Raw genomic sequence first — 25,385 nt, 5'->3', positions numbered from 1 at the left:
TAATATTGCATCAATTATTTAAATCAAATAATGACTACAAACCAATAGTTCGACATAATTCCGTATTTTTCCTGCGCCGGCATACGAAAAAGCCCGCCAAATGACGGGCCCCTCCGTTTTATTCGTTATTTCTTACGCTCGTTTACGCCGAGGTGCGCTTTTAATCCGTCCTGCAGCACGCGCGAGAAGTTAACGTTATTCTCGACCGCGATTTCGTCGAGCCACTTCGGGATCGTCAACGTTTTCTTTACGGCCTGTTCCGCCATCTTATCGCGGAAGGGCGGCATCCATACGTCGATGAGTAAAGCGGCCTGGTTCGCGGCTAATTTAACGTCAATCAAGCGCGTTGGCTGCGGGATAATATCAAAATCACGTTCCATTCCGTATAAATGCAACGCCATACATTCGCGTGCCATACGCAATGCTTCCTCGTCAGTGTCACCGCAAGTAAACGCGCCAGGTAGGTCCGGAAACTCTACGGAGATGCCGTCATCTGCGTAATCGAATATCGCAGGATATACGTACCGGTCTTTCATTTAATCACGTCCTGTCGCAACCGTTTACTTTCAATTACTGCGCTACGGATTAAGAATACGGCAGCAAGAATATGCAGTGTCATACCGAGGAACGGAATCCAGCCGAGAGCGGACGCAGCGATTCCGAGTACGCTTGGATAAATAGGGCGGTTACTACGCTTACAAACAATCAAAGTGATAATATGTATGACTAACATTAACAAAAGAAGGGACCACGAAGTTGCGAATATTATGAAACCGCCAAGCACCGGTACTCCGAGTAATCCTTCGGAAACTCCTGTAATCCATAACAAATTTTTTACTGCTTTCATATTTAGCCTCCGTTTGTATCGTTTTGACCTGTCTAAATGCCGCTCAGATCGATTCTAACTAATTACTAATATAATCCTTTACCCAATTGATGGGAAGCAAAAGCCCGCCAAAATTAGCGGGCCTCGCGTTAAACTAAACGCTGTCACCGATACCTACGAGTAAGTCTAAAAACAACGGAGAGAGCTGTACGAGAATATACCCGATTGCCGCGTTCTGAAGCATTTGCATACCGCGCTCGCGATTCCCGACGAGTATGAACAAACAGCCGCCAGCAATCATTACGCCAGCTATCGGAAATGAGAGCGACATAATAAGGTCGATAAGCGGATCGAACGCGTGGATGATCTTCGTCTTTACTGCGCTGGAAATTGCGGGAACGGCGGCCTCAGGCGCACTTGCCGCGAAAATGTGCGTACTAAACGACGGTAAGCAGCTCGCAAGGAACGTTAGCGGTATCGTGTAACCGAGAATCGACCTTACCTTCGGATCATACATACGTTTATCTACGTGTAATAAGCGAGTTGGGTTCGTAATTTTGCTTACGTTTACGATGTCGGACAGAAACTCTTTACGTGTGCCATCCCAACAATTCGCGCCGATCGTAATATTCATGGGTAACGCCTCCTAATTTATATCTTTCCATACGTGTACAACAACGTCGAGGCCTGCGCACCATTCGAGTAATTGGCGTTTTCGGCTTTCGGTCAATGTTACCCATACTAACCGCGGAAAGTATTTTAATTTCTGCTGGAATACGCCAGTCTCGGAGAGCTTGCGGTATTTATCGATTTTCTCGCGGTTTTTGTGCTGATGCTGCAGGTGGTCGACTTCAAGAAAATGGCGCCGTTGATTGTGGCGGAAATACGCGTCCGGTATCAGAGTAAGAACGCCTTCGACGGTAAATTTGACCTCGTTTTTCCAATCCTCATTACCGGCGTAGTATATGAACGCGTCATTTCGCATCAAATAGTGGCCGGCTTGGTTCGTTTTATTACGTACAACATCGCAACCAACACGCTCGCGGCCGGATTTGCTTAAATAATAGATATTCTCGCCGTTCTCGCCGCGGAAAGTTGATACGTACGGCTTCAAGTTATCTAATATCCTTCTGGCGTTACGGTCACCGGAGAGCGAGTGGATGCGCTGCAGTTGATTGCGGGCGAGATAATCAAGTTTCTTCAATGACAAGAGAATAGCTTCCTGCCGATGGAGTTTCTTTTGCTGAATGTCCATCTTTTTTCGGCAGCTCCTTTCTAGGTTTAATGACGATATGCGGCCCGATCGTCTTGTCGATAAAGTCGTTCTCTATGAACGGAGTCTGAACGAGCAGCATACGGTCCGTCCGGTATAGAGCGCGGCCTCTGATTAACGGAAGGCTTTCGGCGCCGTTTTCGTCTAATACGACTTGGCTCGCCGTATCCGTTTGGATTCGGAAGCATAGGCGCGCGTCACAGTTCTGCTTTACCTGGCGCGGTAACGTATTTGCTGTCGGATATTGAGTCGCGAATAATAATCGATAGCCCAGGCCTCCCGCGATACGCGCAATCTCCGCGATAATCTGCTCACACTCGATTTTCTTCTTTTTAGTCTTCGTGTCCGGCTCGCCTTGACTCGCGAGTTCAGCGGCTTCGTCAACAATGATGAAATGACGCTGCTTCATGCGCGCTTCTTTGATGTCCTCGTATCCTTTCGCAAGAAACTCCGCTTGGCGCCGTTGTATCTCCGTATGAATCTCGCGTAATGCCTCTAGGCTTTCGTCGACGTTCTTGGCGACTTTTTTAACCTGGCGCACGTTACTGTAACGGTTAAAGGCTAATCCGCCTTTCAAATCCAGAAGCGTAAAGCAAACCACGTCCGGCTGTGTACCGATTAACGTCGTTATGACGTTCTTCAAGAATACTGATTTACCGTAACGCGTCGTACCGGCTACGATTAAGTGCGGTATCTTATCGAAGTCGTGATAAACCGTTCCCTCGCGCGATTCGCCGACGCATACCATCCATCCGCTACATTTGCCGATCGTGCCGTCATCGTACGGGACTATTTCCGGAAGAGGCTCGCGATAAATGCGGATTCTTAATGTGCCGTCGTAATCCATCAATACTTCCTTGCGGTGCTTCGGCCCGTTAAGCAGCCGTTTGATCTGCTCGTTAATGTCACCGCGTAGTCGCAGCGTTTTAATGTCGGTCAGCGTTATATCGAATAGCCCACGTCGATGATTAAGTCCGTCCTCGATATGCTGCTTCTTATTCTGAACGTCCGCGAACGCTAAACCGAGCGGTATGCGGTAGACGTATTCTACGCCCCAGGAATGACGTTTCCGCCGTAATAAGTGAATCGTCCGTTGTTTGCCGTCCTCGCGAACGTGGAGGCCGCAGTTGTTCGCTATGCGTTGTATTTTGCTCGCCTCGGTCGTACCGTTTTTATCGAGGAATGTGTACGCTAAAACACCGCTCATGGCTACGCTGGAAGCAATTTCGAGTATCAAATTCGGTCACCGCCTTTCAATGAAAAAACAATAATTTTAGAAGCGCGGCTGCCTCCGCAACAACGCCGTCAGGTACCTCGACAGTAGTTATCGCGCCATACAAAACACCGGCTACAAATCCAATCAGTAAACGCCACACACGCGCCACCTCCTTTTCTTAGATATCCAATAGGATAGTTCCTACGTTACGGAAGACTTGCGTACGTGCTTTAACCTCGACAGTACGCGGTTCGGAATAGTCCGCGGACATTGCCGGCAAGGTACGTCAAGCGGAATACGTTATTTGGCCGGAAAGGGAAGGAGTTGTGGAGCGTTCCGCGGGTGATTCCGTGGTAATGGTAAATGATATGAATGTCGAGTAGTCGATATGTCAACAAATTGACAATCTGCACAAAATAAAAAACGACCCGATAAGGTCGTTATTCTTCAGAAGGTGTGTAGATGAGTAAGTCGCCGGGAGTTACGTCAAGGCCTTTACATAATTTAGCGAGAGTTTCATAATCGATTCGGTTTGTCGCGTCTGCAGCAAGTGAAGTTATTGTGTTACGACTAACACCGGTTAACTCGATCACTTTTTTGTTCGTAAGACCTTTTTGTTCCATAATCTCGCCAAGTCGGCATTTGACTTCGGGCTTCTTCGACATATATTAATGCACCTCATAAAAAAGATTTTGTCAGGATGTTGACATACTGGTAATAGCGGTATAATATACTAATTAGGTTGAGTGTCAGGATGTTGACATGTCGATAAGTTGATTATCGGACAAGTCGACTATGTAGTACATATTACCATAATCATAGGAGGTTTTAAATATGTCTAGCCAAACAGCGATTCGCTACGTCATCACTCCGGATCACCTTGCACATATTACTTTACTTTCGACTGGCCGCAGCCTGGTCGTACAAGCTCCGTATTTCCGCAAACTACTCGATATTAATCCACGTACTACACTCGGCAGTACCTCGATCGACCACGCCCAACTCCGTATGTTAGGCGTTATTCCTTCTCGCGAGGAGGTGAGCACAAATGATTCTCGCGTTACAATCAGCGCCTAACCCACAAGTCCGTCGTCGCACCGTTCGTGGCCGTTTAATCGCTCGCGTTATTGGTGCGCTTTGTGCCGAACTCTTATCCGGTTTCGTTGGAGGCTTGATGTCGCGATGAAGCCGATTACTGTCATTAATGGACCGTTTGAGCCCGGCGGATCAGCAATCATCGATCGCGGCTTTCTCGTTGCGCCTGGAATCGCTATGTACGTTTCATCCACACATCGTCAGCTTTGGCTTCAACACGTTACTGTTCGCGATTATGATACGTGCTCCGGAGGTATAGGCGTCATTCTTTCGGAGAATGTCATTCGCGACGATAGGGAAATCATCGCGGAGTTATACGCCAACTTGCGCGGTATGGACGGCTTCGAGTTTGTATGTACGGTTTTGGTTCAAAACGGAGTTGATATCGAAATGTTTCCGCCTGAAGAGTCCATATTGGACGAAACCTAGCGCCCTGGTCGGCGCGATGGTCGCGGGTAACCGTTTAATCTACGCCAATTTATTGAGCGTGTTATTCCGTATGTATTTTTGTCCGCACCCTGGCGGCTGTAACCGCTTATATCGCTAGTGCCCGCCGGCTGCAAACGGTTGGGATCGCTACCTAGCGCGCTTTACCGGTCATGGCGGCAACCGTGATCGAATGCCTTCGCCGTCGTTAATTGCCTACGCCAATAGTCAACGTAACGACGGCGTTCTATTTTAAAACGAGGAGAGATGCGGAGTGAAAGTAGAAATCGTAAGGTATATCGAGGATTTTATTACCGGTGAGGTTGAGCGCGAGATCGAGAACGGATATATTATCGCGCCTGGCGTTGCGGTCGTTCCTTGTATTAGTACTCTGTACTTTGTTTCCGTTGGGCCGTCCGAGGAGGGAACCGGTCTGTACGACGATTTAGGCCTTTTATGCGATATTATTCTTCCGTCAGATAACGAGATTGATCTGACTACGATGCCGGCGTCTGCATTAACCTTCGCGTTATGGGTGGCCGGTAAAACGTTGGAGCCGCTTGCGACCGCTGTTTGAAACGTATGTACATTTCGCGCCTGACACCGGATGGGACTCCGTTGTTGGGCGTTTTGTTTTATATGGTGTAATACGAGAACGTCTGTTCTTAGTTTCAAAAGTTTTTAAATAATTTTTGGTCGCTTTGTACCGATTTGCTTAGTATCGATAGGTATCTATTGTGAGAGGAGAAAAAGTTTAAGCATAAAATAATCGCCAGCGTAACGCAGCCATGTACCAACTTAGGGTATTTTTGGGGGGTATAACTAATAGGAAGTGAAATCCTGTTTCGGATATGTCCCAGTTTTTGAAAACAGAACGGGTAATATCAGTAGGAAGTTAAAATAGTCATGTCCCATATTGGCGATAGGATGTACTTACTATTATGTAGGAGTTAAATTCAAAACTGAATGTGCGAAGGGGGGACGTAACTCAGTAATGTGTGCGAGTCGGGAAGTTACCTTAGATAATACGGAATACGACTGAAAAAACTCGGCGCTATTGTACGGAAAGTAATCGGCGTTTGGTAATACCGTATAAGACGAAATTAATACACGCCTAACTCAGTGACTTTCAAGTACGCAACCGCTGGCGTGATCATTGCGCCAAGAGACGGTGTGCGTTAACAGAGCGGTGAGGAAGCCGTGGAATAAAAAAAACTCCCCGTTAGGGGAGTACGTTATCTAGCGGCCCAGTACCAGCCTCTTCTAAGTTCAAGTTGCTTGCAGACGGCAACAATTGTACGCTCCATCTGTTCAGCAATTGTATCAGCTTTCCTGTACATGTGTGCTTTGTCAGTGAGTCCAGATGCAATTTGATCTAACAACTGCTTTTCTGTAAGTGTATAAGGCTTTCCGTGATTTTTCGGCATAATTAACCACTCCTCTTAAGTTATGACGTAAGTATACTACGTCTTAAGGGAGTTGTAAACGATAAAGTATCGTCATCTTTATTATATAACAAAAGTATAAGGAAAGGCAAGTTTTTTTCTAAAAACAGTTGACGGAAATAATGAAAACGTAGTCTAAACGTTAATTCATCGTTAAAAGGTGCGAAATAGCGTTGGCGTTTGGTAATACAGTATAAGCCGAAATTAATTCACGCCAATGTGTACAGAAATACGTCCGCAAACGACTATACACGTATAAGCCAAAATAATCTGCGCCAATGTGTGCGAAAGTGTGCGAGATAGATTCGGCTGGCGACTTTTTATGTAGAGGGGCGCGAAAGTTGTGCGAAATCGTATCGGCCATCGTTAAAGCAGTACCAGACGAATTAATCCACACTAAAATGTGCAGAAAGCGATCGGTCAGCATTACAAACGTATAGGCTGCAGATTATCCATTAAAGGAGGAGGACGGCATTATGACGCAGACAAAGCGGCAGTCAAACGTATTCTCAACCGATCTCCCAACGATTGAGGCGGAGATATGCAATTACCTCGGCACGATCGATACGGCGGACATCGCTACTGGACGCGCGGTTATTGAGATCGGCAAGCGGCTCACGTTCGTAAAGGTAAGCCATACGAAACACGGCGAATGGACTCCATGGCTAAGTCGAATAGGGATCGAAAAGCGTACGGCCCAACGGTATATGAAAGTGGCGGACATGTTCGGAAAACCGACATTGATGTCGCATTTGGCAGCGACGAAGTTATTCGAAATGACGAAGTTGCCGGCGGCTATCGATCCTGTCGTTTTCGTACAAGCCGAACAAGTAGTGCCGAGTACCGGCGAGATTAAACTAGTCGAGAGCATGACGATAGTCGAGTTGAGAGACGTAATTCGTAGCTACCGAGAGTGTGCCGACCTCGTTAAGCCGAAACAAAAGGAAAAGGACCCGCCGGCTTCGCGAGTATCTACGAATCCATTCGAAGCGCTCACGATTGACCAGGACAAACGCGACATTTTATACGGGTTGCCGCTGGCGGTTGCGTTACGGGTCGCCAAGTTAGAGAGCGTAGTAATGAACTCGATGCTAAACGTAGCCTCGAAACTATCCGGCCGCATATTCACCGAGCACTATACCGATATACTGGCGGACGTCGACGGTGGGAAAAAGGCGTCCGAAATCGTCCGTACATACAAGAAGCCAGCGAATAGGCAACCGCTTAGCGGTCTTACGATCGACCCCTACGAAATACTCGGCGTATGGGACGGCGACAATGACGCGGATGTCAGACGGAAGTATCGTGCGTTGGTTCAGAAGGTTCATCCGGATACGGGCGGCTCGGAATTGCTATTCAAAATCGTCAACGCAGCATGGGAAGCGTACAAAAGCGATTACTAAAAAAACGCGGTTATTGGCCGCTTTATATACATTTAAATAAAAATCGCGGAGGGATTACGAATGAATCAGCAGCTTCAGCAAGTATTCATTTACGCAGGAAATTCGGTTAGAACGGTAATGGTAGGAAGCGAGCCGTGGTTCATAGCGAAGGACGTTTGTACGATTTTAGAAGTGAACAACGTAGGTCAGGCGTTAACGCGACTAGATGCTGACGAGAGGACTGACCTCATTTTAAATGATGGCAGCCAGGGACGTAACTTTTCAGCCGTAAGTGAGTCCGGTCTATACTCGCTGATCCTCAGTAGCCGCAAACCGCAAGCTCGCGGGTTCCGTAAATGGGTCACTTCCGAAGTTCTCCCGTCAATTCGTAAAACTGGCGGCTACAACGCTCTCGCCGTACCGTCTTATGCTATCGACGATCGTGTTGCGCGTGCAAAGCGTTGGATCGAGGAAGAGGAGACAAGACAAGCGCTCCAACTCGAAACACAGCGTCAAGCAACGTTGCTTCTCGTACAAGCACCGAAAATATCGTATTACGATTCAATTCTGCGGTCGAATGACGCGCTCTCTGTTACGCAAATCGCGAAGGACTACGGGTTAGGGCCTGCCGAGCTCAATCAAATACTAAAGGACGCGGGGGTTCAATACAAATCAGGTAACCAGTGGGTACTGAAATCCGCGTACGTAGGAAACGGTTATTCTAAATCGGAAACGTTTGTCAATGAGAGCGGAGGAACACGGGTTTATACCAAATGGACGCAGAGAGGTCGCTTGTTCATTCACGAATTACTTACGGAAAGAGGTATTGAACCAGGCGGGAAGCCGAAGAAGAGCCGCAGGCGTAAACGTCCGACCGCGCAGAAACAGCAAACCGTAACCTTAACGTTGTCGCTTCCTATATAAAATAACTACCATTTAAACGGTGCAATATGAAGAGGAGGGATAGGATAACGTGTTAAAAGATAACGATAAGTTTCGCGAACAGGTGGCGCGATTTCAGTCGGACGGCGACCGTTCTATCATCGAAATCATTCGCGATTATATGCGCATTAAGTTTCACATGCTGAAACGCGGCATTGAGTACCCGGAACATGCGATGTACATTGCGTTGTTTATCAACGTACTTATTGGAGGAAAACTCAGAACAGCGAAGTATTCGCGGACGATTAGCGATAAATTCGATCCGGATGATTTGAGTTATTTCCGCAGAGGGATACGACAAGGACTTGGGATCGACATCTACGATAAGCCGGATTTCGGAAATGTAGACGAAAATCTCGCGGAAATACGGGATTATCTCGGTCCTGTCGCTTTTGCAGGCTTACTTAGCGCGATCCGCCGCTGCTATATCCGTGAGGGATTTGCGGCCGACCCTGCGTACGAGGAAGCGGTGAGTGACATAGAGTTATCGTTAATAGTGCCCGCACTGGAATACGCATTATCTTGTGTCGACGTGACGAAAAGTGAGCGCGAGATCGTCAGTTACGTTAACCGAGCGTTCCGTTCCGAATATATCCGGCTTCAAATGGAGCAGAACGGGACGCGACGGTTAGGAAGGCGAGACAGTGAAGGCAAGTTTAAAGCCGTATATGTTCAACCGCAAGAGACGAAGACATGGCGAATTATCTTCGGAACTGACGTCGTTGACGTGGACGCGATAATAGCACTACGAGCAAGTCAGCGCTCTTTTCTCGAACGTGTCCGAGAAATCGTGGAGGGCGACAGTGATAAGGACAACATGAGCGAGTACAAAGTCACTGAAGGCGGAAATTACCGGATAAAAAACAGGTATATCGCGGACAAGTTGGGGATAGAAGAGTCCGTATTCTCACGAACGATTAGTAGAATCGCGGCCAAAATTCGCAAAAAGACTGCTTAGAACATACAAGCTTTTGCATATTGATTTGATTATTGGGAGGATGAGGGATAATGATTCAGACAACTACAAAACAAGTAAACCATAAAGAAGTACTGCAAGCTTCGCGGACAATGGTAGACATATGGAATAAAGGCTATGTGTGGAACGGTTGGTTTACGCCTGGCGCAGACAATCGAATCATACTACGTTCGGCCGTCGATATTGCTGTGACAGTTACTGCAACAATGGCGGAGAAGCGAGCGGCAGCCACAGACTTAGCAGGCTATTACGAATATATAACCGGTCAAGTGCCGGAACAAATACAGATCGATAGGCTTAATGAATGGATACGCACCGGTTACGAATATGAGAGCTATCCGGTCTACGATGAGAGCGATGACCAACGACGAACCGTTCTAACTGGAGCAGAAAAGTACGAGTCAATTTCGGACAATTACGCCATCGAGAAAGCGGGCTTACGTGCTGATGGCATTGCGTTGAATGGCCGTGTTAAAAAAGCGGTTGAAATATTCGACATAGACGCGGAGTTCGATCGAAAACGGATTAAAGTACGGTTTTAGTCTAAAAAGTGAGCGGTTGTGGACGCGATTCCGCAGCCGCTTTACACTCAAATACAAATTAAACGGAGGCTATTCGATGACAAAACGTTCATTTTGCCGTTTTTGTAGCGAGACGCACACGGTTAGCGAGACAAAGGACTTGAACGGTAACGCGGTAGGCCTTTTTTGTGATCGTCGCAAAGAGCTCATTACCGCATTTACGTCGCGTTGGGGCTTCGAGGATGTATTCCCGATGATTGAAAGTTTTGTAGATGTCGCAGTAGACTCAGTAGCGCTTAAGCGGATAAAATCCGAAAAAGTAATCGGCCTTTCGCGTAAAATTGCGTATCAATTCATGCAGACAAGCAACGCACGAGAGCGCAAAATTAACTATTACTTTGCGCTGCATCACGTCCAAGACGCCATTCGCGCGAAGAAAAGTCGGTTGTTTTACGCGAAAGAGGTGTACTAATGTCGCAAGCTTTCGGAAAGCAAACGTATCATGACGACGATGGACGCACTTTAACGATAGTTGATGAAGCGGAATACGAGGTTAGAAGCCACGAACAACGCGAAGCTATCCGTGAGGGTTACCGACGCAAAGCAGCGATCGAAGCAGCCGGAGATGGGCGCAAATACGTTGTTTCTTATCACGGGCCCGTACGTAAGCTAAACGATATTTTAAATCTTAATGAAATCGGCGCGATTATGAAGCTGATTCCATATATGCGGTTCGAATGCAACGGCGAGCTAAGGTACGGAACCAAACGGATGGGCATCGAAGAGATAGCACGTGCCATCGGAAAGGCGCACCGCTGGACCGTTACGTTAGTTGGCGGCTTAGTTTGTGTCGGCGTATTGGTAACGGAGAAAGACGGCAAGCGAAACGTCTACAACGTGTCAGCGGAATATCATACGATCGGCCAGGCGATTAAAGGAACAACGTTTACACGCGTTTACCAAACGAAGACACGTACGGATATAGCGAAGGTATCGATCCAGGCTGCAGGCTTACTATACAAAATGATTCCGTATATTCACTACGAATACATGTACTTGTGTTGTAATCCGAATGTAAGGCGCAGAGAAGATATTCGTCACTTATCGCAGACACGCTTCGCAAAAGAAGTCGGAGTCGATGACATTACCGCATTACGTTGTATGCACGAATTAATGTCGGCCGGCTTCGTTATGAGAGCAGAAGCGTTTGGAGCACGTATTATACGCATGAATCCGGACGTAATGTACCGTAAGAAACCGCGTTTTGAACATGATGAGTATACGGAGTTTGTGCGCGAAGAGTTCAGGCAAACGCTCAGCGCGGATGAACAGCGGGACGGTATTATCGACCTCGACGGCGCCGAGCTTCCGTATTAGACCGCTTCATATACTGCACAGCAAAGGGCAAAACCGCTTCATATACTGCATAGTTGCTAAGTGCCTTCGCGCTTAGAGCTACGCGGGATATGGGCGTTTTTGCGCTTTACGTCCTCTTATTCTTAGAGATAGCGCGGTATAAACACCGCTTAACGTTATAACGTATTGTTCCCGTTGGATTTGTAAATCCGGCGCGAACATAAGAGATAGCATTTCGGATTGGTCAAATACCGCGACCAAGTCCTCATGCACCAATAATGCTGGACGCGTAAGAACTTGACGCGGTCAGGGCAAGGCCGGTTTATGGCCGCGGCAGGCACTTAGGCTCGCGTTCAGTTTTTAAACTGTTCGTGAGCAAACGTATATACAAACGGAGATTGACGAATAAAAGCGATCGTACGGTACCGCTGTGTTAACGTAATTTTCTGTCTGCAACCGCGGGTAATGTAACCTACGTATTTGATACGCGTTTTAGGCGCTACATAATGAAGCGAGACATAACGGCGGGGCTTACGATAGGATACGTAGATGAGGCGTATAGACCGTCTGGTACGATTGCTGGACGCCTCTGACCGGAGGACACGCGAAAACTCACGGGGTCAGAATGACGTGCGGTTGCGTTTGTCTAGCGTTATATTAACAATCACGCAAATCGCACGATCGATACGTTGTCAAGCGTTTTATACGATATTCATACGTGAATATTTATGCACGGATAGGCGTCCGACATATTCACAAATGCCGTATTTTGACGTAAAGTACTACGCCTTGACATACGCTGTAAACCGCGCCGTTATGCGGTTCTTGGGGCGCGCAGGAGGCATCAGAAACGGTCGGATTATACATTCGTTATGCATAAACGGAAAAAACGCGTGGTTACGCCATTCTCAGCGCGATGAGAACGGGTTATTTCCCGAAAAGGCGGCCGTTTTATGCAGCGTTTATGCACTTTAGCGTGCTAAAGAAACTATTTTCGATTTTACGTAACTATCTGCGTTGCTTTAACGTAATAAAGCATTTTTCATGCGTAATACTTTAACGCGGTGAAGTGCGTGACCCCCAAGACGGTATGCGGTATGTGTTCAGTTGCTGTTTATAACTCGCGCACAATTTTTTGAACTCGGAAGGTCACGGTATGCGATTCTTCCCGTATTTTACCCACGTTTAAGGCGTCCTAGGCGTTAGGAGGTAGTTTCGTACCTCTTACGCATTAGGACACTTATTTGACGTGAAATCAACGTAAAGGAGGCGCTAATATGAGCGCACAGAAACGGAAGCAACTAGAATCACGCTTAGACGGCCGCCAGCGAGTAGCAGCGTTATCGTGTGTCGAACGTGAATTCGCACCGGAAACCGAACGCAAGTCGTTCGAAGTAAACGCACAGGAAGCTGGCGTAACTCGCAACACACTTTACGAGTGGCGTACGCAGAATAAAGCGTTTATTGAGTATGTTAATGTGATCGCGGACGATTTTCTCGCATCTAAGCGGCCTATCGTATACAAACGTTTAATACAGCTAATCGACGGTTCTCAACCTTCTGTAAAGGCGATCGACTTGTTTATGAGGCGTGAGGGCTTAATCACAGCGCACGCGGTTATCGAAACGAAGGATGTAGGCGGCGGACGAGATAACGAAGATATAGCGAAGGAACTCGCTGAGTTGGACGAATTGCTCACAGAAAAAGAAAACCCCTGAAGTAGGGGTTAAATGCTGATGATAGTATTGTGGAATTCCTTGAAATCAGTTCTAAACTCTGCACTGTTCAATATTATTGTTTCGCCGTTAGCGAAGTCAATTTTACAAATCAACGATGAATACAAGTGTTCACTTACCCAGTTCGGTTTCACTTCGCTTAGTTCGACGCTCTTTTTAACAATATCACTTTTTTTACGGTAATCTACCTTACAGCCTTGTTCTTTTTCTGTAGACCTTAAAACGTATTCAAGAGATATTATGTTCGTTTCGTCGGTTATAAGCAGTTTTCCAGAAAGATTTTCGGTTTGATCGATAACATTGATTAGTACGGCTTTTTCTGTACCTTCAGGGATAATAGAGGTAATATTCATTAGTATTTGCTTCCCAAGTGGGAATCCCTCGACCCACTGAATCCATTCGTTATACTTCATAAAAGTTTCCCCCATAATACAATATTTAACAACACAATGTTACAACACTTTCAGATATTAGACAAGCAAAAGGAGGCGATAGCGCTTGGCATTCATTAATAATAAATGGCTTTATCGTGATGAACGCGCTGAGCGTATCACCTTAATCTCCCAACGTGTACATAAATTGAAGAAGCTATACGTGGACGGAACGATTAACGACTATCAGCTCGATACACTACTCGCGGACACTGCGGAGCTTAAACGTTTAGTACGCATACACCGCGCAGAAGTAGATGTCGCATACTTCACTTACGAATACACGTCAGACGGCGGTAACCCTACGAATGAAGATAACGTAATTCGACACGGTGAAGACGGGACGGAACATGACGCACTCGAAAACATTGCGCCGATTCACCGTGAGTTCTTCGATTTATGTGATTACGTAGACCACGCGGAGCGTAACGCGCGCCTGGCGATTGCAGCAGCGCGGGGTCACAGTAAGTCCGGTATGTTCTCGAATGCCTTTCCGCTGCATCAAATCGCGTTTCGCAAGCGGAGATATGTGCTCGTTATATCCGAAACGGACGGGCTCGCTAAGAAGCTCATCGGATGGGTCAATAAGCAACTTAAATTTAACGCTAAATTGCGGGAGGACTTTGGTCCGCTGCTTCATGAACGTAATACGCAGAACGAACGCGATAACGAAGAGGCTTTTATTACGCTTTCCGGCGCGTTAGTCGAAGCGTCATCGTCCGGTAAACAATTGCGTGGTAAACGACACGGTTCGTATCGGCCGGACTTAGTTATCGTCGATGATCCGTCGTCAACGAACAATGAGGGAACGAAGGAAGCGCGCGAAAAGCTCGTTCATTGGTTTAACTCCGTTGTTGTACCGATCGGAACGAAATCAACCGCGATTATACTTGTCGGTACGATGGTTAGTGCGACCGGTCTTTTAAATCATGTACTGAAACGTAAGGATTTCAAGTCGTCGTTTCATGGCGCGTTGATAAGCGAACCGGATAATCCGAAATTATGGGACGAATATCTCGAAATTTACGGACGAACCGATGACATGGCGGAAGTCGACGCATTCTATGAAGCGAATAAGGAAGCGTTAGAATCCGGAGTTAAACTTGCGTGGCCTTGGCGGTGGACATACCGGTTACTCATGCACGAGAAATTCAACATGGGAACGCGCGCATATAACTCGGAGTTCCGTAACTTAGCGTTCAGCGAAGACGAGCAGTTTTTCTTCCCGGAACAATACGGTTACTATCGCTTCGAATACGTAGGCGAACGCAGATTCATCCGTTACGAAGATTTACGTATTCCCGTCGAAGAGTTAACGATTAGCGGCGCATGGGATATCGCGCAGGGTAAGAACGCGCGGTCTTGTTATAACGCGGTGCTGACGGTTGGTCGCTACGAAAAGACCGGTCACATCTTCGTACTCGATGAATACGCGTCAAAAGAGCAGCCACATGTTTATATCGACCTCATCGTAAGCCGCATAAAGGAATGGCGGCACAACGTATTCAGCGTCGAGACAATAAACGCGCAGCACGAATTTTATCGCCAATTACAAGAGGCACTACGTAAAGCAGGCGTTACACGCACGAGGCTCAACGATGTCAAGTCGCACAAATCCGGTAAGGAGGAGCGCATTGAATCGTTGGAGCCTCTTTGTCATAACAAGACGTTAATTTTCAACCGTTCACACACGATGCTCCTCGATCAGATGGCGCAATATCCGCATGGCGACTATATCGACTCGGCAGACGCATTACAACTCGCGGTTGAAAACGTAGCGCGAGCGAAGAAGGTTGTACGGAATAAGCCTTCCGTATTCTACCGCTAATTACACGAGAGGAGGACGGGTATTTGACGAAGTTATTTTTTACTGGTGCGCAATATCCGCCTGCATCGGAAATCGAACGTATCGCGAAGTATTATCGCGGTAAGACGATTTTTAACGGTAAGCAAGCGGAGATATACGATCGGGCCGCGGATTTACTTAAGGGAACGCCGCACGAGCCGCAGCTTAAAACGCTATTTATCGCGGTCAACTTAATCGACGTACTGTTAACGAAGCCGGCCGACCTTATGGTATCGGAGCCGCCTACGTTCGAAAGCGGAAGCGCCGGCAATAGCACGGAGCAAGCGCGATTAAACGAAATTGTCGAAGAGAACGACCTTACGCAGACGATACACGAGGCCGTAATTGGCGCAGGCTACCGCGGCGACTCGTTCTTGAAGACGTACTATGCTGCGCGTGCCGACGTTAGCGAAACGGCCGAGCTGGCGGGCGAGTACGAAGGAATTACGTTACCAGACGCGGAGCCCGAACCGATAATCGAAGCGGTCGACGCCGCGATTGTATTTCCGGAGTTATCGCGAGGCAGCCGCAAGAAATTCAGCGCGGTTAATATCGCGTGGATTGAATGGGTCGAAGAACGGACGGGTGCGCTAGAATCGGCGCTGACACGTAGCAAGACGCGCGAAGTACCGTATCTGAACGTTGAGCGTCACGTTCCCGGTTATATCGTATACGAACGCTATGCAGCGACGGAGTCCGGCGTTATTAACGATTACGGATATCCGGTGATGACGTTTTTACTTGGTGAACGCGTGGCAACCGGTCGCGACTCCGATATCGAAGCGACGGGCTTACCGCAGCTACTCGTACATCACATACCGTATAAAACGACGGACGACGACTGGCGCGGCATTAGCGGCGTTGAGAAAGTCGAATCCGTATTGGCCGCGATAAACGACCGGCTTGTACAAATCGATTATATTCTGTGGAAGCACGCGGACCCGATTGCCTACGGGCCCGACATTGATGCGGAAGATAATGGCGGCGTACGCTGGGGCGGTAAATATATACCGGTAACAAAGGACGACACGACGCCAGGATATATGACGTGGGAAGGTCAACTCGAAGCCGCGTTTAAGGAGCTCGACGTTTTACTCGGCATCCTGTACCAAATGTCGGAAACGCCGCAATGGCTCTTCGGCACAACGCTCTCGTCCGATAAAGGCGGCAGCGGCACGTCACATACGGACGGCGGCGCCATCAAAGCGCGCTTCATGCCGATTCTGACGAAGGTAACGCGGATTCGTAACCACGTTGACCGCGCGGTACGTGACGCGCTATGGACGGCTATGCAACTCGAAAACGTCGCGAACGATGGCGTAGAAGGCTTCGAAAAGTACGACGCAGTTTACCCGAAGATTACGTGGCATGACGGAGTACCGCGCGATGATAAAGCGGAAGCCGAGGTTTATAACATCCGTACGGGCGGCCTCGCTACGATTGACGTTAAATCCGCGATTAAGCGCTTGGACGGACTCGACGATACGCAGGCTGACGAAATCATGACGCGTATTGAAGACGATACCACGCGCGTTAACGGCACGGTAGACAGTACGGTGCTTAGCGTATGACAAAGCCGCCGGACTTCGAAGATGACGTAAAGGACATTACGCAGTCATTCGGTGACGCCGTTGACGATATTCGGCTCGAGGTCGAGCGTATGGACCTTACGAATGCCGGCGCAAACGCAACGATAAAAAAGATCGGCGGCATATTCGGAGGCTTACGTAATAAGGCGCGCGGTTGGGTCGACCGTTTGTTTCCGAAGGCGGCGCGTGACGGCGTAGGGCGTGCGTTGGATGCGCTCGGCATCGGACGTAAACGCGATGATGTACCGCCACTTAATCGTGCAAATAGCGAAATGGTCGAGGCGGCCACGGAAGATACGTACGCCGACCTTCTAGCGGTCACGCAGAATATCGATCGGCGTACGAAAGCCGCCATACGTAAAGCAATCGCGGAATCAATGCGCGCAAATATGAGTAACGGCGTAAACGGACGACGCACGATTAACGCAGAGACGACGGACCGTATACGCAAGGAACTCGGTGACGCGGTGGATAACGCGATTATAGATGCGGGTGGACGGCGCTGGAAAGTTGAAACGTACGTTGATATGGTGACACGTACGAAACTCATGCAGACGACGAACGACGCGACAATTAACGAAGCACTCGACCGCGGTGTCCTTTACGGAGTGATATCGCGGCATGGTGCGACGGACGGCTGCGCGAAATGGGAAGGCCGGACGATTAAACTAACGCGAGATGCGCCCGGAGACTATCCGTTTATAGGCGACTTGCCGCGGCGAGAGATTTTCCATCCTAACTGCAGGCATACGATATCTCCGATTAGACGGCCGAAGGAGGTACGAGACGGTGGATAAGAGTATCAGCGTTGAACCTACGATGAATCGCGCAGTATTTACGCTAGTCAAGATCGAAACGCTTGCGTATTTTGTTGCGCCAGTACAGCCCGTAACTGAACGGAAAGAGGTGAGATAATGGCGGCGCTAAACATTAAGCGTCATGATACGCGAACTGCCGTAAAGGCAACGTTAAAAAGTCCGAGTGGCGCGCTCGTTGATCTTACCGGAGCTTCCGTTAAGTTTACAATGGCGAAGTACGGTAAGGTAATCGCTGGGCGCCCTGCAGAAGTTCTCGACGCGGAAAATGGCGTAGTGGCCTTCGTGTTCACACGCGAGGAAACATCGGAGACAGGCGCGATGAAAGCGGAATTTGAAGTGACGTATCCGGACGGTGGCGTAGAAACGTTTCCGAATAAGGGATATATCGAAATAAATATCGAAGCAGACTTGTCGTAAAGGAGTGAAAACGTAACGTGACATATGACGCAAGTAAACCTTTAAAAAAGGCGGGTAATCAGCCGGCCCCGCAATATTGGAACGAAGATATAGGCGATTGGGACATCGTTAAAGGCTCCGGCGGCGCATATCGTATGCAAGCACCGGTTGAAGTCGCGGAAGAAACGTTTAGTTCCAGCGGTAGCCTTACGAAAGAGTTCACCGCGGAAATGGACGGAATCGTTATAGTAAACGACGGCACCGTCGACTTAACGCTAAGTGTTCACGGTAAATCACGCGTAGTAAAGGCGGGCGAATCGTACAGCGGACGCTTCAGACCGTTTACGTCGGTCATCGTAACTAGCACCGGACCATGGCGCGCAGAGGCGTTACAGTCATACGTAGCGGCACCGGTTATTACGCAGCCATCCGACACGATCGCGCCAAGCAACGTAACGAATCTCGTAGCATCTAACGTAGTCGAAACGGGCTTAACGCTAACGTGGACGGCCGCAACGGATAACGTAGCGGTGACGGGATATGACGTTTACCGCGGCGCATCGTTAGTAGGAAGCGTAACGGGGACGACATTTAACGCGACAGGACTTACGCAAGCAACGCAGTATACGTACACGGTTAAAGCGAAGGATGCCGCGGGTAACGCGTCGTCAGGAACGCCGATAACGGTTACGACCGCAGCGACTCCGGTCGATACAACGCCGCCATCTAATGTTACGAACGTGACTACGACGAATCTTACGCATAACAGTTTGACCGTATCATGGAGCGTATCGAGCTCATCTGACGTAGCTTCGTACGAAGTTTACCAGGGCGCGACGTTGCTTGGAACGGTGACCGGCACGCAATACAACGTAACAGGATTGACGCCATCGACGCTATATACGTTTACCGTTAAAGCGCGGGACGCTTCGGCTAACGTTGCGACAGGAGCTTCAGTAACCGTATCGACTAACGCACAACCTGCGGATGTTACGCCGCCTGCTAACGTGACCAATCTCGCATCGAGCGCATTAACGCAAACCGGCGTAACATTAACGTGGACCGCTAGTGTCGCGTCTGACATAAAAGATTACCGCGTATATAACGGCGCAACGCTGATTACTACGGTAACGGGCACGACGTATAACGTTACGGGCCTTACCGCGAGCACAGCGTATACATTTACGGTTAAAGCGCGCGATACGTCCGATAACGAAGCGACCGGCGCATTGGTTAACGTAACGACTAGCGCTGCGGCGGATACTACCGCACCGAATCCGGTAACGGGACTGACCGCGGGCACACCTACGGAAACAACGGTGCCATTAACGTGGACGCTATCGAGCTCCGGCGATGTTGTCGCGCAAGAAGTCGCGTATTCAACGGACGGTACGAACTTTACCGTAGCGAGTGCGGTTGTTAACGCGAGTTCGACGACGTATACGGTGACGGGGCGTACCGCATCGACGCTTTATACATTCCGCTTGGTAGCGATTGATGGCGCGGGTAATCGTTCGACGGCCGTGACGGTAACGGCGACTACGGCTGCAGCGGCGGCTCCGAGCGGTCCAGTAGCGGATGCATCGCGGACATACTTCGCAGAGAACGTATCGAACGGTACGGTTATCGCTAATCCGGAAAACTACTTCAGCGGTACGGGTGATTTCACAGCGGTCATAACGTTCGATCCGACTATGAACGGCGCGAACGCTGCGAATACGTTGCTGGCGCGATGGGTTGTTGGCGGAACTGATAACGTCGTTAAATTAGAATGGCAGTTTGACAACAAAATCGCTGGCACACTATATGGTACGAAAGCAGACGGTACAACAGCGTGGAATCCTTCGGTTGTTACGGGTGTCTATGCAGACCTTGCGAAGTTCTACCACATTGTATTCGAACGTGAAGGAACGACGATTAAGTTGTACGTCGATGACGTTATGATTCATTCGGCTACCATTCTTACGTCTGACATTGTTCGCACGACTTCGGCGCAGTCTCTTACAGTCGGCAAAACGGGTCAATTGGGCGTATTCAAAAACGTGTCGTACTATAACCGCGCTCTAACCGCTTTAGAACGGACGCAGAATTATAACGCGCTAAAATAGGAGGAGTGATCTAATGGAACGACTCGGATGGTCACCTCCAAATAAAGGCGGCGCGGGTTCTGGTAAAAGCGCGTATGAAACTTGGATTGACCTAGGAAACGTAGGAACACAGCAACAGTTTATTGATTCTTTGATAGGACCACAAGGTATTCAAGGACCGCCAGGCAGCGGAGGCAGCGGAAGTAGTTCAAAGCTTATTACGGGAGGTAACGTTAAATTCGCGGTAGATTTTATCGCGAAGACGATTACATTTACTATGTTTAATTTGTGGAACGCTTCCTCTGCGTTTACTCTTTCCGCGGGATCGAAGACGTTTACCGCCGAAATGGGGACTACGACGTTTTATTACGTTGTTCTTAACGCAAACTCGATCGAACTCGTAACGGCAACAAACATCGCAGCTCACGCGGGCTATCCGATATTCGGTATTATGGGCACGGATGTATTTCCGATGGCGTATCCACTTAACCAAATCGGCGTACGCGGTGGGCGTATTTATAACCGTCCGGACCTTGCGATCGGTGAGTGGACGTTGATTGGCGATAGTCTAACGCAAGGTAATTCGTGGTGGAATAACGTACGCGAACAGTATTATATTCCGGTAATTACGAATCTCGCAGTCGCGGGCAAGCGGATGTCGGGTGCTTCCGGTATGTGGCTCGGTAAAGATACCGTAATCGCTACGACGGACTTCTGTACGATAATGGGCGGTACGAACGATCAAGGCGGAAGTGTTACGCGCGGATCAATACAACCGGTAGGCTCCGCGTTTAACACAGATACGTTTATTGGCGCGTACCAAACTCTTATCGAAGGACTGCTCGTAAAAAATCCGAAAATGCGTATTCTGCTCATGACTCCGCCGCGCGCATGGACGGATACGACGGGCACTACATTACGCAGCGGATTAAAGGATTACGGTGACGACGTAAAGGCTATCGGGCAGTTTTATAACCTTCCGGTAATCGACATGTATGCGAATATGGGGTATAACGAAGTCAATCAGAAAACGTATTTGACGGACGGTCTTCACTGGACGGCGGACGGTCAGAAACGCGTTGCAACGTTAGTCTGCGGAGCAATTCGTCAGTATCAAGGTTAATTTACGGACACCTTCGCAGGTGTCTTTTTTACGTTGTCCGAACGTACACGACGTTAAACTGCTACGGAACTTAACGATAGGCGACGGCCTTTAAACGGTGGAGGTACGCAATATGGACGCAATTAAACGCACGTATAAACATACGCTCAATCTTCAAATGTTCGCGGAAGACCCGGACCCAAAAGACCCGCCAGCCGATCCGCCAGCACCGAAGAAACTCGAACTCACGCAGGACGAATTCGACGCGAAGATTGAAGAACGCCTAGCACGCGAACGCAAAAAGTACGCGGATTACGACGATCTCAAATCGGAACGCGACCGTTTGAAGTCGGAAGAGGACGCGCGCAAAGCTGCTGCTATGACGGAGCAGGAACGTTTACAAGCGGAGCGTGACGAAGCTACACGTAAGGCTACGGAAGCGACCGAGTCGGCAACGAAGGCTACAACCGCGGCGAATCAACGTATCATCCGTACGGAGTTCCGTTTGCTTGCGAAGGAATCCGGTATCCGTGCTGATGCGCTAGATGACGCGTATAAGCTCGCGGATTTAACAGGCGCGGCAGTCGACGAGGAAGGCAACGTGACCGGTGTCGAGGACGTTATTAAAGCGCTAGTTGCGGCGAAACCGTATTTAGCGGAGGCGCCGAAAAAGGAACCGCGTCAAGTTGGCGGACCGAGCGGTGGCGACCCGAAACCGGATAAGACGAAGGAACAGCTAATCGCGGAGGCAGCGGAGAAGGCGCGCAGAACCGGTAAAATCGAAGACCGGATGGCTTACGCGGCACTTAAAGAAGAACTGAATAAATAATCCAGAGGCCGAGCAGTTGGGCCTTTTTGTTTTGCCCAAAAACTAATTTACAGGGGGATTTAATATTATGGCAAAGATTTATAACGCATCTCTAATCGGTAAACGCGAGTCAGTAGTAGACGAGATTTTGCTACTTAACCCGCATCAAACTCCATTACTAAATGTACTTGGGTTCAGTGATCCGATTAATTCGGTAGAGCACATTTGGTATGAAGACGAAATGTTCGCAGACGAAACGACTACTACAGCATCCGCACTTATCGGCGCGACTGATATCGTAGTTGCTGACGTAACACCTTTCCGCGTAGGTAGCGTAATCAAAATCGGTGAAGAGTTGCTGTATGTTTCCGCGATCAATACGGGTACTAAAACGTTGACTGTAACGCGTGGTTACGCATCGACTACCGCGGCTGCCGTAGCTTCCGGCGCTAAAGTTGAGTTCCTATTCGTTGAAGGCGCTGAGGGTGCTGATGCTCGTGCTGCTCGTTACAAAGCGCGCGTACGTAAGTCGAACCTTACGCAAATCTTCGATGATTCGATTGAGGTTTCCGGTACTGCTCAAGCAATTGCGCAATATGGAATCGACAATCTGTACGAGTACGAGAAGCAAAAGAAACAGCTAGAGCTTGCGCTTCAACTCGAAAAAGCATTAATCAACGGCGTATCTTACGAAAACGGCCAAGTCCGCCAAATGAAAGGTATTCGTCAATTCATTACGACTAACGTGACGAACGTAGGAGGAGCTCTTACTATCGGCGCAATCAATACGTTGGCACAAAGCGTATACGACGCAGGCGGCTTCGCTACCGGCGGAGTGTATAAAATCATGGTCGCGGCGAAACAAAAGATCGCATTGTCCGCTACTGACGCGAACAAAATCCAATTGACTCGTGGAGAAAATGCGCGTGGTCAAGTCGTTGATCTTATCGTAACTGACTTCGGTCAATTCGAGATCGTTCTTAACCAAAACCTCGCGTCCGATGAGCTGCTTATGGTTGATTCTAACCGTATGAAAGTACGTCCTTTGCAAACACGCGATTTCGGTCATACGTATCTCGGAGTTAAAGGCGATTATACAACCGGCATGATCGTAGGCGAGTATACACTCGAACTCCTCCAAGAAAAAGCGCATGGTCGCCTGAAAGGTCTATCGTAAGCTTAACGGAATCTAACGGGCGCGCAGCGTAACAACTGCGCGTCTTATTTTACGGAGGTATTACGATGAATCAGATTGTAACTTACGAAGCGCCGCGCTACAAAGAGCTCGGATTTTACGTTGACGGAAATTATCGCAAATTTAGCGGCGGTTTATACTCTACGGATGACGCGGCAGAAATCGCGGTCCTGGACGTAATGACCGACGCTGTACGAATAGACACGCCGGAGGAAAAGCCCGCGCCGAAAGCGCCAGTGGCCCGTAAGTCCTCCGCAAAATAACGGAGGAGGCACGCTAAATGGCGGTCAATATAGGAGACGCAGAGGCGTATATCGCGCAATACTGTATCGTGATTGAGGATTGGACGGACGCCGATGACGCGAGTAAACAACGATTGTTAAACGTCGCAGGACTGACGCTAAGCCGTAAATATCCGAAGTATACGATACCTGATAACGCGACATACGAATTTGCAAACGTGCTGGCAACGGCATTTAACGATACGAATAAGCTGGCGCGTCAAGGCGTTAATCAATTCGCGCTGACCGGTACGGCATCGTTCGGGTTCAAGGACGGCGTAGTTTCGGGGCCCGACGTTGATCCGGCGCAATTCATACCGCAGGTGGCGCTCGATCTTATAGGCGCAGAAAATGGCGTCAAGTTATCGAAACGCGCCGCGAAATGGACGGTGGTGTAATGTGCCGGTTATTCCGATGAAACAAACGGTCACGGTTACGAAGGCCGGCGCACTAGACGGATGGGCCGAACCGACGCCTGGCGAAGAGATTACGTATAAGGCGCGCGTCACGGAAGAAACGAAAGTAGTAACGAACTCAATCGGCGAGGAAGCGGTGACCAGCCTCCGGATAACGCTCGATAAATTAGCGGACATATCGTACGACGACGTAATTACGTATACGAACGAATTAGACGTGACAGTCGCGAGAAAGCCGCTAAAAATCGAGCCTAAACGGATGCTGAACGGACGCGCAATCGTAACGGAGGTGTTCGTGTAATGGCATCGAATCGCATAACGGTTGATCTCGGAGGACGCACATCGTTGGGCCAGCGCCTAATCGGTACGTTCTTCCGCGGCTATCAACGGCGCCTCGAAGACGCGATCGACGAAGGTTCGCGCATCGGAACCGGCGACGTACTCGACGAATGGAAACGCGAGGCAACCGACTTGGCTCCGATGGAGTACGGTACGCTTCGGCGCAACATTAAAACGGAGATTGACGATCGCGGCGAAACGATGACCGGAACCATTTCCGCAAGTGTTATCGAATCGCGCAACGGTCGTCGCTTCGATTATGCCGCGTACCTACACGATGAGTATCCGCAGAAACACGGCGAAACGTTTAAGGACCCGACGACGCCCGGCACGATACCGCGATTCATCGATAAGCCACTCGAAGAGAACGCGGAGAAATGGGCGGCCGACATTGAGCGCGAGATTCAAAGCACGCTGAGACGGAGGGGATTCCGTGGTCGTTAACGAGTTACAATCGGTCGAAACGTTCATCCGCGGACTCTATCCGTCAACGACGTATAAGCAGACGGTGCCGAAAAAGCCCGCCGCAGATACGTTCGTCATACGGCTGCTTACGGATGGTCGCGCAAATGAGACGCACACTTCTATACGCGTAGAGCGAACGTATCAAATCGTTTATTACGGATCGGCTCCGTCCGATGTACTAACGAAGATGGATACGCTTAGTCGCGCGATTTACCAAACCGAACAGATTCCGATAAACGCCTCCGCACGGTTCATACGTGTTGGGGCGTTTTCTTATTCCGCGCCATTCCAAACGGAAGGCGATCTCTACGCGTGCATTGGCGTGATGGAGACGCATGTACGAGAGGAACGGACGCAAGTGGCTTCACCGCTTATTGGCGAGGTCAGAACGGAAATTAATACGCAAATATAAGGGGGC

The 25,385-nt window shown here is 49.1% G+C and carries 33 protein-coding genes; 24 read left to right on the top strand and 9 right to left on the bottom strand.

The annotated features are described in order from the left end of the window. Window positions 1-125 precede the first annotated feature (125 nt). From MRBLPE1_RS21055 to MRBLPE1_RS21025, 7 genes are all read right to left on the bottom strand, one after another. Entirely contained in the window at window positions 126-536 is a 411-nt protein-coding gene (locus MRBLPE1_RS21055; protein ID WP_364149096.1) for a type II toxin-antitoxin system HicB family antitoxin, read from the bottom strand. Continuing rightward, window positions 533-847 (bottom strand): hypothetical protein, encoded by a 315-nt coding sequence (locus MRBLPE1_RS21050; protein ID WP_364149094.1) that lies wholly within the window; start codon window positions 845-847, stop codon window positions 533-535. Before MRBLPE1_RS21050 ends, MRBLPE1_RS21055 begins: the two co-directional genes overlap by 4 nt. Before the next feature lie 133 nt (window positions 848-980). Then, window positions 981-1,460, bottom strand: coding sequence for a hypothetical protein (locus MRBLPE1_RS21045; RefSeq protein WP_364149092.1), 480 nt, complete (start codon window positions 1,458-1,460; stop codon window positions 981-983). A gap of 12 nt (window positions 1,461-1,472) precedes the next feature. Further along, complete coding sequence (locus MRBLPE1_RS21040) at window positions 1,473-2,036, bottom strand: replication-relaxation family protein (RefSeq protein WP_364149090.1); 564 nt, start codon at window positions 2,034-2,036, stop codon at window positions 1,473-1,475. Further along, on the bottom strand, window positions 2,017-3,336 hold the full coding sequence (locus MRBLPE1_RS21035; RefSeq protein ID WP_364149089.1) for an FtsK/SpoIIIE domain-containing protein: 1,320 nt from the start codon (window positions 3,334-3,336) through the stop codon (window positions 2,017-2,019). Before MRBLPE1_RS21035 ends, MRBLPE1_RS21040 begins: the two co-directional genes overlap by 20 nt. 16 nt (window positions 3,337-3,352) lie before the next feature. Beyond that, window positions 3,353-3,475: a hypothetical protein gene (locus MRBLPE1_RS21030; RefSeq protein WP_364149087.1), complete on the bottom strand. Its 123-nt coding sequence runs from the start codon at window positions 3,473-3,475 to the stop codon at window positions 3,353-3,355. 280 nt (window positions 3,476-3,755) lie between these two features. Then, window positions 3,756-3,980: a helix-turn-helix domain-containing protein gene (locus tag MRBLPE1_RS21025; protein ID WP_364149086.1), complete on the bottom strand. Its 225-nt coding sequence runs from the start codon at window positions 3,978-3,980 to the stop codon at window positions 3,756-3,758. A gap of 169 nt (window positions 3,981-4,149) precedes the next feature. On the opposite strand from MRBLPE1_RS21025, the gene MRBLPE1_RS21020 reads away from it, so the two are divergent. The 3 genes from MRBLPE1_RS21020 to MRBLPE1_RS21010 all read left to right on the top strand — a co-directional run bounded on the left by MRBLPE1_RS21020 (window position 4,150) and on the right by MRBLPE1_RS21010 (window position 5,413). Next, a complete protein-coding gene (locus MRBLPE1_RS21020) occupies window positions 4,150-4,392 on the top strand; it encodes a hypothetical protein (RefSeq protein ID WP_364149084.1) in 243 nt (80 codons plus the stop codon). 105 nt (window positions 4,393-4,497) lie between these two features. Beyond that, entirely contained in the window at window positions 4,498-4,839 is a 342-nt protein-coding gene (locus MRBLPE1_RS21015) for a hypothetical protein (protein ID WP_364149082.1), read from the top strand. Between the two features lie 271 nt (window positions 4,840-5,110). After that, window positions 5,111-5,413: a hypothetical protein gene (locus tag MRBLPE1_RS21010; protein WP_364149081.1), complete on the top strand. Its 303-nt coding sequence runs from the start codon at window positions 5,111-5,113 to the stop codon at window positions 5,411-5,413. A gap of 658 nt (window positions 5,414-6,071) precedes the next feature. On the opposite strand, the gene MRBLPE1_RS21005 is transcribed toward MRBLPE1_RS21010, so the two are convergent. Beyond that, window positions 6,072-6,263 (bottom strand): hypothetical protein, encoded by a 192-nt coding sequence (locus MRBLPE1_RS21005; RefSeq protein ID WP_364149079.1) that lies wholly within the window; start codon window positions 6,261-6,263, stop codon window positions 6,072-6,074. 494 nt (window positions 6,264-6,757) lie between these two features. On the opposite strand from MRBLPE1_RS21005, the gene MRBLPE1_RS21000 reads away from it, so the two are divergent. The 7 genes from MRBLPE1_RS21000 to MRBLPE1_RS20970 all read left to right on the top strand — a co-directional run bounded on the left by MRBLPE1_RS21000 (window position 6,758) and on the right by MRBLPE1_RS20970 (window position 13,176). Further along, complete coding sequence (locus MRBLPE1_RS21000; protein WP_364149077.1) at window positions 6,758-7,684, top strand: DnaJ domain-containing protein; 927 nt, start codon at window positions 6,758-6,760, stop codon at window positions 7,682-7,684. Window positions 7,685-7,744: 60 nt separating this feature from the next. Then, complete coding sequence (locus MRBLPE1_RS20995) at window positions 7,745-8,587, top strand: phage antirepressor KilAC domain-containing protein (RefSeq protein ID WP_364149075.1); 843 nt, start codon at window positions 7,745-7,747, stop codon at window positions 8,585-8,587. Window positions 8,588-8,636: 49 nt separating this feature from the next. Beyond that, on the top strand, window positions 8,637-9,563 hold the full coding sequence (locus MRBLPE1_RS20990) for a hypothetical protein (protein ID WP_364149073.1): 927 nt from the start codon (window positions 8,637-8,639) through the stop codon (window positions 9,561-9,563). Window positions 9,564-9,613: 50 nt separating this feature from the next. Then, complete coding sequence (locus tag MRBLPE1_RS20985) at window positions 9,614-10,123, top strand: hypothetical protein (protein ID WP_364149072.1); 510 nt, start codon at window positions 9,614-9,616, stop codon at window positions 10,121-10,123. 76 nt (window positions 10,124-10,199) lie between these two features. Further along, entirely contained in the window at window positions 10,200-10,574 is a 375-nt protein-coding gene (locus MRBLPE1_RS20980; protein ID WP_364149070.1) for a hypothetical protein, read from the top strand. Then, window positions 10,574-11,479: a hypothetical protein gene (locus MRBLPE1_RS20975; protein ID WP_364149068.1), complete on the top strand. Its 906-nt coding sequence runs from the start codon at window positions 10,574-10,576 to the stop codon at window positions 11,477-11,479. The genes MRBLPE1_RS20980 and MRBLPE1_RS20975 overlap by 1 nt, the downstream gene beginning before the upstream one ends. Before the next feature lie 1,256 nt (window positions 11,480-12,735). Beyond that, window positions 12,736-13,176 (top strand): phBC6A51 family helix-turn-helix protein, encoded by a 441-nt coding sequence (locus tag MRBLPE1_RS20970; RefSeq protein ID WP_364149066.1) that lies wholly within the window; start codon window positions 12,736-12,738, stop codon window positions 13,174-13,176. A gap of 8 nt (window positions 13,177-13,184) precedes the next feature. Here MRBLPE1_RS20970 and MRBLPE1_RS20965 read toward each other — a convergent pair whose 3' ends face one another. Beyond that, entirely contained in the window at window positions 13,185-13,607 is a 423-nt protein-coding gene (locus MRBLPE1_RS20965) for a hypothetical protein (protein WP_364149064.1), read from the bottom strand. An 85-nt stretch (window positions 13,608-13,692) separates the two neighbouring features. On the opposite strand from MRBLPE1_RS20965, the gene terL reads away from it, so the two are divergent. The 14 genes from terL to MRBLPE1_RS20895 all read left to right on the top strand — a co-directional run bounded on the left by terL (window position 13,693) and on the right by MRBLPE1_RS20895 (window position 25,379). Beyond that, window positions 13,693-15,453, top strand: a complete 1,761-nt coding sequence (terL, locus tag MRBLPE1_RS20960) for a phage terminase large subunit (protein WP_364149062.1) — start codon at window positions 13,693-13,695, stop codon at window positions 15,451-15,453. 23 nt (window positions 15,454-15,476) lie between these two features. Then, window positions 15,477-17,042 (top strand): phage portal protein, encoded by a 1,566-nt coding sequence (locus MRBLPE1_RS20955; protein WP_364149060.1) that lies wholly within the window; start codon window positions 15,477-15,479, stop codon window positions 17,040-17,042. After that, complete coding sequence (locus MRBLPE1_RS20950) at window positions 17,039-17,857, top strand: phage minor capsid protein (RefSeq protein WP_364149059.1); 819 nt, start codon at window positions 17,039-17,041, stop codon at window positions 17,855-17,857. Before MRBLPE1_RS20955 ends, MRBLPE1_RS20950 begins: the two co-directional genes overlap by 4 nt. Then, window positions 17,850-17,975, top strand: coding sequence for a hypothetical protein (locus MRBLPE1_RS20945; RefSeq protein ID WP_364149058.1), 126 nt, complete (start codon window positions 17,850-17,852; stop codon window positions 17,973-17,975). Before MRBLPE1_RS20950 ends, MRBLPE1_RS20945 begins: the two co-directional genes overlap by 8 nt. Beyond that, the gene (locus MRBLPE1_RS20940; RefSeq protein WP_364149057.1) at window positions 17,975-18,295 is read left to right on the top strand and encodes a BppU family phage baseplate upper protein; all 321 of its coding nucleotides are present in this window, start codon (window positions 17,975-17,977) and stop codon (window positions 18,293-18,295) included. Before MRBLPE1_RS20945 ends, MRBLPE1_RS20940 begins: the two co-directional genes overlap by 1 nt. 17 nt (window positions 18,296-18,312) lie before the next feature. Beyond that, window positions 18,313-20,382, top strand: a complete 2,070-nt coding sequence (locus MRBLPE1_RS20935; RefSeq protein ID WP_364149055.1) for a fibronectin type III domain-containing protein — start codon at window positions 18,313-18,315, stop codon at window positions 20,380-20,382. A 13-nt stretch (window positions 20,383-20,395) separates the two neighbouring features. Beyond that, the gene (locus MRBLPE1_RS20930) at window positions 20,396-21,484 is read left to right on the top strand and encodes an SGNH/GDSL hydrolase family protein (protein WP_364149053.1); all 1,089 of its coding nucleotides are present in this window, start codon (window positions 20,396-20,398) and stop codon (window positions 21,482-21,484) included. A gap of 112 nt (window positions 21,485-21,596) precedes the next feature. Continuing rightward, entirely contained in the window at window positions 21,597-22,292 is a 696-nt protein-coding gene (locus MRBLPE1_RS20925) for a scaffolding protein (protein ID WP_364149052.1), read from the top strand. Window positions 22,293-22,359: 67 nt separating this feature from the next. Further along, a complete protein-coding gene (locus MRBLPE1_RS20920) occupies window positions 22,360-23,448 on the top strand; it encodes an SU10 major capsid protein (RefSeq protein ID WP_364149051.1) in 1,089 nt (362 codons plus the stop codon). 65 nt (window positions 23,449-23,513) lie between these two features. Then, on the top strand, window positions 23,514-23,729 hold the full coding sequence (locus MRBLPE1_RS20915; protein ID WP_364149050.1) for a hypothetical protein: 216 nt from the start codon (window positions 23,514-23,516) through the stop codon (window positions 23,727-23,729). A gap of 17 nt (window positions 23,730-23,746) precedes the next feature. Then, window positions 23,747-24,145 (top strand): hypothetical protein, encoded by a 399-nt coding sequence (locus MRBLPE1_RS20910; protein ID WP_364149049.1) that lies wholly within the window; start codon window positions 23,747-23,749, stop codon window positions 24,143-24,145. Window position 24,146: 1 nt separating this feature from the next. After that, window positions 24,147-24,464, top strand: a complete 318-nt coding sequence (locus MRBLPE1_RS20905; RefSeq protein ID WP_364149048.1) for a hypothetical protein — start codon at window positions 24,147-24,149, stop codon at window positions 24,462-24,464. Beyond that, window positions 24,464-24,946 carry an HK97 gp10 family phage protein gene (locus MRBLPE1_RS20900; protein ID WP_364149046.1) on the top strand — a complete coding sequence of 161 codons (483 nt, stop codon included), beginning with the start codon at window positions 24,464-24,466 and terminating at the stop codon, window positions 24,944-24,946. The genes MRBLPE1_RS20905 and MRBLPE1_RS20900 overlap by 1 nt, the downstream gene beginning before the upstream one ends. Next, window positions 24,936-25,379, top strand: a complete 444-nt coding sequence (locus tag MRBLPE1_RS20895) for a hypothetical protein (RefSeq protein WP_364149044.1) — start codon at window positions 24,936-24,938, stop codon at window positions 25,377-25,379. Before MRBLPE1_RS20900 ends, MRBLPE1_RS20895 begins: the two co-directional genes overlap by 11 nt. Window positions 25,380-25,385: the final 6 nt, after the last annotated feature.

The sequence above is a fragment of the Paenibacillus sp. LPE1-1-1.1 genome (assembly GCF_040676435.1).
Lineage (GTDB): Bacteria > Bacillota > Bacilli > Paenibacillales > Paenibacillaceae > Pristimantibacillus.
The sequence above is the reverse complement of the archived record's forward strand: the minus strand, read 5'-3'. Positions and strand labels throughout refer to the sequence as shown.

Coding starts and splice junctions, on each gene's coding strand:
- MRBLPE1_RS20900 (WP_364149046.1), top strand. CDS start 24,464: ATGGCATCGAATCGCATAACGGTTGATCTCGGAGGACGCACATCGTTG.
- MRBLPE1_RS20930 (WP_364149053.1), top strand. CDS start 20,396: ATGGAACGACTCGGATGGTCACCTCCAAATAAAGGCGGCGCGGGTTCT.
- MRBLPE1_RS21020 (WP_364149084.1), top strand. CDS start 4,150: ATGTCTAGCCAAACAGCGATTCGCTACGTCATCACTCCGGATCACCTT.
- MRBLPE1_RS20915 (WP_364149050.1), top strand. CDS start 23,514: ATGAATCAGATTGTAACTTACGAAGCGCCGCGCTACAAAGAGCTCGGA.
- MRBLPE1_RS21000 (WP_364149077.1), top strand. CDS start 6,758: ATGACGCAGACAAAGCGGCAGTCAAACGTATTCTCAACCGATCTCCCA.
- MRBLPE1_RS20985 (WP_364149072.1), top strand. CDS start 9,614: ATGATTCAGACAACTACAAAACAAGTAAACCATAAAGAAGTACTGCAA.
- MRBLPE1_RS20925 (WP_364149052.1), top strand. CDS start 21,597: ATGGACGCAATTAAACGCACGTATAAACATACGCTCAATCTTCAAATG.
- MRBLPE1_RS20920 (WP_364149051.1), top strand. CDS start 22,360: ATGGCAAAGATTTATAACGCATCTCTAATCGGTAAACGCGAGTCAGTA.
- MRBLPE1_RS21045 (WP_364149092.1), bottom strand. CDS start 1,460: ATGAATATTACGATCGGCGCGAATTGTTGGGATGGCACACGTAAAGAG.
- MRBLPE1_RS20910 (WP_364149049.1), top strand. CDS start 23,747: ATGGCGGTCAATATAGGAGACGCAGAGGCGTATATCGCGCAATACTGT.
- MRBLPE1_RS20980 (WP_364149070.1), top strand. CDS start 10,200: ATGACAAAACGTTCATTTTGCCGTTTTTGTAGCGAGACGCACACGGTT.
- MRBLPE1_RS20940 (WP_364149057.1), top strand. CDS start 17,975: ATGGCGGCGCTAAACATTAAGCGTCATGATACGCGAACTGCCGTAAAG.
- MRBLPE1_RS20950 (WP_364149059.1), top strand. CDS start 17,039: ATGACAAAGCCGCCGGACTTCGAAGATGACGTAAAGGACATTACGCAG.
- MRBLPE1_RS21015 (WP_364149082.1), top strand. CDS start 4,498: ATGAAGCCGATTACTGTCATTAATGGACCGTTTGAGCCCGGCGGATCA.
- MRBLPE1_RS20995 (WP_364149075.1), top strand. CDS start 7,745: ATGAATCAGCAGCTTCAGCAAGTATTCATTTACGCAGGAAATTCGGTT.
- MRBLPE1_RS20975 (WP_364149068.1), top strand. CDS start 10,574: ATGTCGCAAGCTTTCGGAAAGCAAACGTATCATGACGACGATGGACGC.
- MRBLPE1_RS21050 (WP_364149094.1), bottom strand. CDS start 847: ATGAAAGCAGTAAAAAATTTGTTATGGATTACAGGAGTTTCCGAAGGA.
- MRBLPE1_RS21005 (WP_364149079.1), bottom strand. CDS start 6,263: ATGCCGAAAAATCACGGAAAGCCTTATACACTTACAGAAAAGCAGTTG.
- MRBLPE1_RS21025 (WP_364149086.1), bottom strand. CDS start 3,980: ATGTCGAAGAAGCCCGAAGTCAAATGCCGACTTGGCGAGATTATGGAA.
- MRBLPE1_RS20965 (WP_364149064.1), bottom strand. CDS start 13,607: ATGAAGTATAACGAATGGATTCAGTGGGTCGAGGGATTCCCACTTGGG.
- MRBLPE1_RS21055 (WP_364149096.1), bottom strand. CDS start 536: ATGAAAGACCGGTACGTATATCCTGCGATATTCGATTACGCAGATGAC.
- MRBLPE1_RS20970 (WP_364149066.1), top strand. CDS start 12,736: ATGAGCGCACAGAAACGGAAGCAACTAGAATCACGCTTAGACGGCCGC.